Origin of the sequence: Gelidibacter mesophilus DSM 14095, from assembly GCF_000423005.1 — a bacterium.
GTDB classification, from domain to species: Bacteria; Bacteroidota; Bacteroidia; order Flavobacteriales; family Flavobacteriaceae; genus Gelidibacter; species Gelidibacter mesophilus.
Map to the genome: position 1 here is coordinate 114,811 of NZ_AUHD01000012.1, position 9,888 is coordinate 124,698.

General features: G+C 39.1%; 9 protein-coding genes. All 9 read right to left on the reverse strand.

The window, feature by feature from the left end; translation table 11 throughout:
* Positions 1-811: 811 nt before the first annotated feature.
* Positions 812-3,895 carry an efflux RND transporter permease subunit gene (locus tag G525_RS0114175; RefSeq protein WP_027126754.1) on the reverse strand — a complete coding sequence of 1,028 codons (3,084 nt, stop codon included), beginning with the start codon at positions 3,893-3,895 and terminating at the stop codon, positions 812-814.
* 12 nt (positions 3,896-3,907) lie between these two features.
* Positions 3,908-4,804 carry an efflux RND transporter periplasmic adaptor subunit gene (locus G525_RS22700; RefSeq protein WP_281170403.1) on the reverse strand — a complete coding sequence of 299 codons (897 nt, stop codon included), beginning with the start codon at positions 4,802-4,804 and terminating at the stop codon, positions 3,908-3,910.
* Positions 4,805-4,807: 3 nt separating this feature from the next.
* Positions 4,808-5,410 carry a hypothetical protein gene (locus G525_RS22705; RefSeq protein ID WP_245577804.1) on the reverse strand — a complete coding sequence of 201 codons (603 nt, stop codon included), beginning with the start codon at positions 5,408-5,410 and terminating at the stop codon, positions 4,808-4,810.
* Positions 5,411-5,430: 20 nt separating this feature from the next.
* Positions 5,431-5,622 (reverse strand): hypothetical protein, encoded by a 192-nt coding sequence (locus G525_RS21045; RefSeq protein WP_025743394.1) that lies wholly within the window; start codon positions 5,620-5,622, stop codon positions 5,431-5,433.
* A 68-nt stretch (positions 5,623-5,690) separates the two neighbouring features.
* A complete protein-coding gene (locus G525_RS0114190; protein WP_025743395.1) occupies positions 5,691-6,875 on the reverse strand; it encodes a TolC family protein in 1,185 nt (394 codons plus the stop codon).
* Between the two features lie 94 nt (positions 6,876-6,969).
* On the reverse strand, positions 6,970-7,407 hold the full coding sequence (locus G525_RS0114195) for a hypothetical protein (protein ID WP_025743396.1): 438 nt from the start codon (positions 7,405-7,407) through the stop codon (positions 6,970-6,972).
* Positions 7,408-7,522: 115 nt separating this feature from the next.
* A complete protein-coding gene (locus G525_RS0114200; protein ID WP_025743397.1) occupies positions 7,523-8,359 on the reverse strand; it encodes a DUF932 domain-containing protein in 837 nt (278 codons plus the stop codon).
* A 96-nt stretch (positions 8,360-8,455) separates the two neighbouring features.
* The gene (locus tag G525_RS0114205; RefSeq protein ID WP_025743398.1) at positions 8,456-8,863 is read right to left on the reverse strand and encodes a hypothetical protein; all 408 of its coding nucleotides are present in this window, start codon (positions 8,861-8,863) and stop codon (positions 8,456-8,458) included.
* 702 nt (positions 8,864-9,565) lie between these two features.
* On the reverse strand, positions 9,566-9,888 hold a 323-nt coding region (locus G525_RS0114210; protein WP_245577805.1), incomplete at its 5' end, for a transposase.

The window sequence follows — 9,888 nt, forward strand, 5'->3', positions numbered from 1 at the left end:
GACGTAGTAAAATCCTTGGATTTTCAAGGAAGTAGAAACCTTATTTTTGCCTAAAACTTGTACAGTCTTGACAAGTTCCATAATGGTATTAGCAATTCTTATAAAGCCATTTGTGACGAGAGCGTACCGACAGTTAAGCGAACAGAGCAAATGGCTTTATTTTAGAATTGGTTATGCCATACCTGTTTTTCGCTGTCCCGAAAAACAATAAAGGCTTCATCTATTATAAACCCCTTAAAATGTGTGAGGCAAAGGTTCGGTTTTTAAGAATTATCGAGTAAAGACCAAAGTAGGCTTTGCCGTTAATTCTGTTAAGAAAATCGAGGCTTTGACTTTCCGATTACAAGCGGACTGGATTCACGGTTTTGGTTTGGGAATGTAGCGTTCCTTCCCAGCGAAGCGGGAAGGGGAAGCGGAATGGAAAACCAAAAACGGGAATTGGGTCCAAGATTTTTTATAGAGAAGCTCTTTGCCCGAAATGTAGCTTTTTGCGAAATGTAGCGGGAAAGTGCTGAACGGATTATAGAACCAAATTATTCTTTTGAAGTAGGATTTAAAGCGGACTTGACTTTAAAGATGTAGATTGGAATAGAGTTTGACCACTTCCCGAATTTTCTCGGGAATGAGTAGGCAAGTGGAATGGAAATCGGAATCTTTGAAGTTGTGTCCAAGACCTTTTTTGAGTGAAGCGCTTTTCCCGGAATGAAGCTTTCGCGGAATGTAGGGGAATGTGCTGAATGGGATTATAAATCTAATGGCATAAAAAACCTCCCTACCAGAGTAAGAAGGTTTTACAGTTATAATCAATTTACTATTTTTCTTTTTTCAGAACTAATTGATACACACAAGGAATTACCACCAAATTCAATATCGTAGCTGACAACAAACCACCTAAAATTACAACCGCCATCGGGCTTTGAATTTCACTACCAGGTTCGCCACCTTTTAAGGCCAATGGTATCAATGCCAGACCTGTGGTAAAGGCTGTCATTAATATGGGATTCAATCTATCTAATGCACCTTTCTTTATCAATTGAAAGCCTTGGATTCCTTCTTTTCTTAAATCCTCGTAACGTGAGACCAAGAGAATACCGTTTCGTGTGGCAATACCAAACAAACTGATAAAACCTATGGTCGCTGCAATACTTATGATACCTGAAGTAAAATACACAATCAAGATACCACCAATCAAGGCCAAGGGTAAATTGATCAATACCACGAACGCCAGTTTTACGTCCTTGAATTCATAATACAATAAAAGGAAAATGATAGCTACGGCGATGATGGCTGTTATTAAAAGCAATTGTGATGCTTTTGATTCACTTTCGAACTGTCCTCCATATTGTACACGATAGCCTTCTGGCATATTTACATTGTTGCCCACGACTTCCTTTATTTCGTTAACAGCACCACGTAAATCCCTGCCTTGAACATTGGCGGCGACCACAATCTTTCGTTGTACATCTTCCCGATTGATGGTGTTTGGACTGCTTACCGATTGAACGGTTGCCAATTCGCCCAGCGTGGTTTGTCCACCATTTGGTAAACTAATCAAGGTTTTATTGATGTTCTCAATATTGTCCCGAAACTGTTTTTCATAGCGCACCACCAAATCAAAATATTGCTGACCTTCATAAATCTCGCCCGCTTCTTCCCCCGCAAAAGCGATATCTACTTGTTCCATTAAATTGCCTACTGTCATTCCATAAGCCGAGAGAATTTGGCGTTTGGGTTTAATACGAATTTGAGGCACTTCAATTTGTTGGTCAACCGCAACATCTGCCAGTCCATCAATATCCTTGATGTTCTGTTCTACGCTTTTACCAACTTCAAACAGTCGCTGTAAATCTGAACCAAAAATCTTTATGGCGATATTGGCCCGTGTACCCGAAAGCATATGGTCTATACGGTGGGCGATGGGTTGCCCCAAAGTAATGTTGACACCTGGTGCAACACTCAAATTGTTTCGGACTTCTTCAAAGAATTCTTCTTTTGTTTTGTCCTCAAGTACAAAAGGCACATCAATTTCCGAAGCATTGACACCTTGTGCATGTTCGTCCAATTCGGCACGGCCTTGTCTTCTTGTAACGACGGCTACTTCGGGCATATCCAATAGTATAGTTTCGATTAATTTACCTGTCTTGTTGCTTTCTTCTAAAGACATTCCCGGTGGACCGACTACACTTATTACCAAAGAGCCCTCGTTAAATTCAGGAAGAAAACTCCTTCCCAACTGTGTGACCACTAAAAGACTTAACAGAAAGGCAATCACAGTTACGCCAATAATGGTTTTGGGTATTCTTGTGGCACGTTCCAAAAGGTTGCCATAATGCTTTTGTAACCATCGCTCCACGCGTGTACCTTCTGCCTGCTTGTTCAAAAGTTTTTCGTTATCCAACAAATAGGAACATAGAATAGGCGTGACGGTTACGGCAACAACCAACGAGGTCAAGACCGAAGTCACAAATGCTATTCCCAGCGGTTGCAACAATCGACCTTCCATTCCGCTTAAAAAGAACAAGGGGACAAATGATACAATAATAATTAGGGTTGCAATAATGATGGAACTTCTAATCTCTACCGAAGCATCACGCACTACTTTTATGGTCGATTCCCGCTCCGATTTCGGTTTTCTGATGTTTTCGCGCAAGCGTTTATACACATTTTCCACATCGATGATGGCATCATCTACCAATGCTCCTATGGCAATGGCCATACCACCCAAACTCATTGTATTTATGGTGTAACCCAGCCATTTTAATATGATGATGGAAACCAATAATGAAATAGGGATAGCCAGTAAGGAAATAACGGTAGTCCTCCAGTTCATTAAAAAGATGAACAGGATAATCATTACAAAGAAAGCTCCTTCCAATAGGGTTTGATTCAAATTGCTGATGGACGCGTCAATGAAGTCGGATTGCCTGAAAATTTGACTTTTGATGTTGACACCTTTGGGCAGGGTTTTTTGCAAATCTGCAATAGCTTCGTCCAAGCGGTCTGTCAGCTCCAAGGTGTTTACATCGGGCTGTTTAGAAATGGTCAGAATCACAGCGGGATTTGCGTTTAATGAACCATCGCCAATTTTATCAGCTGCACCAATTTGTACGGTTGCAACGTCTTTAATCTTGATGGTTTGACCATTCACTTCCTTTAGAACCGCTTCCTGTAAGTCTTCCAGCGCATACGCCCTACCACTTCCCTTAATGATGTACTGATTGCCATATTGATTGATGACACCACCGGGCGCATTTTGATTTGCTTCCTTAACGTGTTCTACCAATTCTGAGAGGCTCACGTCGTAATACTTCATCTTTTCGGGATTGGCAAATACTTGATATTGTTTGTAATCGCCACCAATAACCACCACGTTTGCAATACCGCCAATGGCTTTTATACGAGGCCTGATGGTCCAGTCGGATAAGGTTCGCAGTTCCATTGGCGAAAGACTATCCGATGTCACTCCCAAGAGCATTATTTCGCCCATAATGGATGAAATAGGTGCCATTGTTGGTGCTCCAATTCCTTCGGGTAGATTTTCCCGTACCATTGGAATACGTTCACTTACAATTTGTCGTGCCCGATAAATATCGGTTCCCCACTCAAATTCTATCCAAACAATGGAAACTCCCGCTGCCGATGACGAACGGATGCGTCTCACATTGGGCGAACCGTTTAAGGCAGTTTCCAGTTGATAGGTCACTAATTTTTCTACTTCTTCAGATTCCATTCCGTGCGCTTCGGTAAGGATTGTTACCGTTGGTGCTGTAAGGTCTGGGAATACATCGACGTTCATTGTACGTGCATAATACACGCCCAACACACTCAATGCAACCGCTCCCAATAGTATGAGCAATCTGTTTTGAAGTGAAATTGATAATATTTTGTTTAACATTTCTCTTCGTTTTTAATGTTCGTGACCGTGTGCAGGTGTTGAACCCGACATTGAAGCCATTTTAACTTGATATGCTCCTGTAGTTACTACCACTTCGCCAACTTGCAGACCTTCCAGTATCTCTACATTTTCGCCATTGCGCTTTCCAAGCTTAACAGGTCGTCTTTCAAAACTTTCGCCTGATAGTTGAACGATAACGGAATAGCTTCCATAGTCTTCCAAGAGAGCATTCACAGGAATCATTGTGTTCTGTGTTGCATTTCCCATCGCTATCTGAACAGGTGTTAGACTTCCTATTGGCATATCGACGGTGGCATTGACTTCTGTAAAAACAGAAATCAAAGGATTTTCACGTTCCACGTCCTTACCAATCGAAAGGATTTTGCCCTCGGCATCAGTTACGTCTTTCCATTGGTTATCATTATCCTGATACCATATACCTTGTAAATTACCCATCGTAAGTCCGTAGTTGGGTGCTAACTGCGCTTTTAAAACTCTGGATTGATGCGTCCCAACGGTTACAAGTGTAACACCTTGTTCTACATAATCGCCATTTGAAACAGTTATGGATTTGATAAAACCATCAAAAGGTGCACGTATTTGTTTGCTTCCGCCCGAGACACCAGACACCAATGATTGATAGTTGGCTTTGGCTATCTCGAAACTGCTCTCTACTTTTTCAAATTCAGATTTCGGGACTATTTTGGATTCGTATAGCTCTTTCTTCCTTTCATATTCCGATTTGGCCTGTTGGAATGTCGCTTTCGCGGAAGCGATATCCGTACTTAAATTATTGGATGCCAAACCTTGACTGTTCAAGCTCATCAACAACTGACCCTGTTTTACCGCTGTACCTTCGGTTAGGTTATTTACTTTAAAATCTACCACACCATTGGATTTTGCCGCCAAGGACTATGTAGAACCTGGCGATGGCATCCAAACACCGGACGTATTGATAACATCGTAAATTTTACCCGTAACGACAGGTGCGGTTTGAAAATCGATTTTCCAAGCCTGCTCTTTTAAGAACGAGATACTTCCATCATCTTCGGCAGTACCCAATGCCATTATGGCTTCATCTGCATTACTATAGACCGTAACATCGTCAATCGTTATTTTATCTGAATAGTCTGGCGTTTTCAATTCAAAAACAAGTTGGTAACTACCAGCTTCTTTTGGTTGAATGGTAGGCGAGAATATGCCTGGTGATGAAGGTGCATCTGCGATATTGCGAATGCCTTTATCGCCCTTAATCAAACTAAGCGTAACCGAACCTTCGCGAACGGGCTGATGCTTGTCCAACACCGTAAAGTGGGCTGCAAGCCTGCTTGGACTGCCTACTATTAAAGCAGGGAATTCTACGAATAATTCTGTTTTGTTTGTCCAAATGGTGTGGTCCAAGCGTGGAATTTCTTCTCCTTCGTGGCTACCATCGGGATTGTGTGCGTGTGCGTCTTCTGCCTTGTTGTTACAAGACATTGCCAAAAAGGCAAGCACTATGAGTATATATTTCATCTGTTATATCTATTTGTTTTTTAGTGGTCTTGGTGTTCCTTCCCCTCATCGTGGGTATGGCTATCCGTTTTCATTTCCATAGAATCTTTTTCTACTTGAAACTCTTCTTGCTCTATGGTTTCATCGCCCATATGGTTGCCGTCTGCATCGTGGTCGTGACCGTGTTCTTCAGTGGTTTCTGTTTTTGATTTCGTATCTCTACAAGATGTCATTGTGAAAATTGAAACTGTTAGAATTGCGAATATTATTTTGGAAATCCTCATAATTGTATGTTTAAAATTTATAATTGATGTTTTAATAATTGTGCTTGAAGCAGTTGCAGTTCCTTTTCCATTTGCAACATTTTATCTGAAGCATTTCTGTAAAACTGAAGTTCTACATAGTAATCCATAAACGAATACTCGCCCAACATATAGGCTTTAAAAAGTAAATCCTCACTTTCTAAATTGCCCATTGTTGTTTGATACTCATTGTATTTTTTGAGCATCAATTCGTATCGATTATAAGTTTCCTGAAACTGTGTGTAAAGCGAAGTGCTAATTACTTGCGTATTGGACTGCTGATACTCATAATTGGCTTCGGCAGCTTTTACTTTGTTCTTGCTATTCCAAAGGGGAATCGAGACACCGCCATAAAAACCAGAATAATGACTACCGCTAACGCCTTGATAATTGTAGCCAAGTGCTACGTTTGGTAGTACTTTGTTTTTTTCCAGTTTTACTTTTTGAAGTGAAGATGTCTCAATAGCCTTTAATTCTTGCAGTAAAGGGTCATTTGATAATTTTTCCTGCCAAAGACTTTCCTCCGCACCAACTTCAATAGGCAATGCAAGTCCTGTCGAAATGCCACTAATTTCATTACCGCCGTTCAACGTTTTGAGTTTTGACAGCAAAATTTGAATTTCGGTTTCAATCTGTTCCACGGCAAACTGCTCTTGAATCCAAGCAATTTTCGCTTTATTCAAATCTAAAATGCCTACTTGCTCGGTATCAAAAAGTTTTTGGATTTGGTCAAAAACCTGCTTGCTCTGGGTTTTTCTTTCTGCTTCAACAGTTTTTTGTTTTTGCAAGTAAGCAAGTTCCAAAAGCGTGTTCTTCGCTTTCAACAAGACTTCCTGTCTCTTGTTAGCATAGGCTGATGCTAACTGTTGCGATTTAGACTCGTTCCATTTGCCACGAGCAGCATATACCGTTGGGAATTCAAAAGATTGCGATAGTTGATATTCGGTATAATCTCCAGTTCTATTGTCGCCAAATGGCAAATAAAAGCCAGAAAGCTGTGGGTCGGGCAAATTATTGTTGCTCCTGTTTTCGAGTTGCTGACTTTCAATGAATGATTGATAGCCTTTTAACTCCGTGTTATTCTGTTCTATTTCATTAAGTAGTTGCTCTATATTTTTATCCTGTGAGAAACCACTAACAAAGAACAGGCATCCGCAAATTGCGGACACGATGTGTTTATTCATTGTGTGAAATTTTAGGTTTAATCTTACCTGTCGGCTGACAGGTCTACATTTATAAAAGGAAACAGTACCGTAGCGATACCGTAGTCCTAAACGATTAACCTAAAGATGGTGGGCCTCGTGAGTCGAGGGAAGAGAGGTAGGGATTAAAGTATTTATTGGGTGGATGATAGACAGGCGATTTACTATTTTGCCTGTAATCAATTAAGAAGATATTTTGGGTTTCAAAAGAACTTTTTGCAACATCCTTTTCAACAACGGTTTGTTGCTCGATTGTATTCCTTTCAAGTAAGACTATATCGCTGGATACCGTGGAATGGATGTGCATATCCATAACGAACCCAAAAAACCCATAAGGGGATTCTTCTTCGTGGGAATCATCATCGTGATGATGATGTTCGCCAGTATGGGCAATATCTGAATGGGAATGAGCGTCCTCGTGTTGATGGTGCAAATGCGGAAAAACCTGATGCAGCATCATTAGGCTAAACAAGCCTAAAAAGAAAAATGCCGCTATTTTATTTGGTTTTTGCATTAGGTACAAAGATACCATTATTTCTTATTTGTGAAAATTTAGAGTACTTCAATCTCTTTTAGAAAAGGTGAAAATCCAGTTTAAGGTACTGGATGAACCTTTTTATAATGTTTCTTTAAACCATTGCATATATTTCATCAAACAATATCTTATCAAATTTTTCCTGTTGCGAAAAAGTTTTTTTCAAGGTATTGTGAAGCATCCAATTAAAGGCGTTATACCCATCCCATAATGTGGGCGTTTTATAATAATCGTGTCCTTCTTCGGCTATCATATCCAATAATTCCCTGGATTTCTTTGAAGGATTATCGTTTTTGTCGCTACATTCATATCGGAACAGTTTCGTTTTTTCCAATATTTCCTTTACGAATGCTTTGGTGTCGATAAGTACGATTTCTTCCATTTCCCTGAATTTTCTTGTGATTTCGTAGTATTCGTTATCCAAGAACTTCTCGAATAGAAAATTCAATTTCGGCATTATTAAATCTGTATTGTTTTTGCTGTGCTTTATTGAAAATGCTATTTCTGATTGAGCAACGTGCAAGCCATTGGTGCATACTTCTCTATAAAATCCAAAATGCCCGGAAGTCTTTTCGCTTCCGTCATAGGAATTTTTGAAACGCAACATCGGTAATATCTTATCCTGTTCATTCTTCAACGAAAACTGATTATGGTCCTCGATTATAAAGTCGGCAATGAAAGACCTGTCATTTCTGTTAATCGTGCGTTTATGATATTTCAGATTGGCATCCAGTAATAGCTGTTCGGCTTTTTTGAAAAACAATTCATTTGGAATATGGCCATAACTGTTCGAGACCACATTCACAATTTTGTCATTGGAAATAACGGCATTTTCAAGTCCTCTTCGAGACTCCATACCAGTAATAATTTTTAACGATTTCATTTCATTTGAAACGAAAATTTCATCTTGTTGTAAACGATTTAAATACATAATATTTGATTTTAGACCTGTCTGAAGACAGATATGATTAAAAAAAGAAAGCCTACTCTTGCGAGCAGGCTTTCACATTTGAAGACATTAGCTTCATTAAAGTTCAAATTTTAGAATCTGTTCTTCAATCTCTGATTTACGTTGTTCCAAAGTGGACTGTAAATGTGTAGTTACCAACTTGATTAAATTCGTGTTGGTCGTCTTGAATTCCAGATTACGTGAGTCCCTTATATGGAAGGAACTCGAACCATCCTGATTGTAATTGAACTTGGTAAGCTCGTTCAATGTTTCCGTCAACCGTTCACGTTGATTGGCCAAACCTCTCAATTTTTCAAACTTTTGAATTCTGTCATCCAAATTAATCTCTGGTTTTTTGGCTACCACGAGCTTTTCCGGTGTAACAGCTTTTCCGATAGCTTCCTCGGTCAACTTCTTTTGAACTTCCTTTTTAACGGTTGCATTTACTTTTTTTGCTGTTCCGTTTGATTTTACTTTTGTTTCCATAATTAAATGATTTTAGATTAAACAATATTTGAGCAAAACCCAAACGGAAGACAAAATTTTAGAGTGGAAAGGAAACGGAATAAATAAGCGAGGGAAGAAGCGATGGCTTTATGCCGTCCCTTTTCCGAAAAATATTTTGCGACGTTTATATTTCGGTAATATTGTATGAATACTCTCTACCTCAAATTTTTCTATAGAAGTTCATCACTTAAAAGACCTATAATGAAATAGTTGATTACTCGATTTAATGTGTTTCCAGAATGATTAACTTAAAGATATTTAGTAGAAATGATAAGGCATAATGAACCAAATTTGAAGCAGTATTAAGAGTCATAAAATAAATGACTTTTTATGTTGGTTTGAAATAATACAAATTATATATTTGCACCATCAGAAAGTAAAGCATTTTACTTTAAGTTCATTTATAATATCGTCAACAAATCGGCTAACAGTTTGGTTCCGGAATCTGTAACTGATTGATATATATAATATTATGGGGAAAGGGTATAATCCTGCCACCCCGACAAAATGGAGGTCGTCACGCCTAAAAGCGTGATCTTTCCGACAATTAAAAGCCTAATAAATCAAAGATTTATTAGGCTTTTTTCATATGTGGCGTCGCCAATGCAGTTTTGCCTAAGCAAGCAAATCAAAAAAGCCGTGAAAACCACTTATCGCAGGGATCAAGCCCAATTGTTGTGTTTATGCAAAGATTGTGGTTAATCTATAAAGGAAGAATTCTACATTTTTGACTCCTCTAAACTGTGCTCTAAAGGCTTTGATCTTTGCATTGAATGATTCTGCTGAGGCATTTGTACTTCTGTTTATAAAATAGTTCAGTATTGATCTATAATTGAGTGTTATCGTGTTCGCAATTGTGTTGAACGCTCTAAATCCTGTATTCTCTACATCTTTGTACCAATGTGCCAGTTTGGTATACGCTATTTCTATTGTTTTGGCTGTATTAAATATGTTCCTCAGTCCCTGGGTCAGATTAAAAGCGATCTTTATATCAGGATATTGAT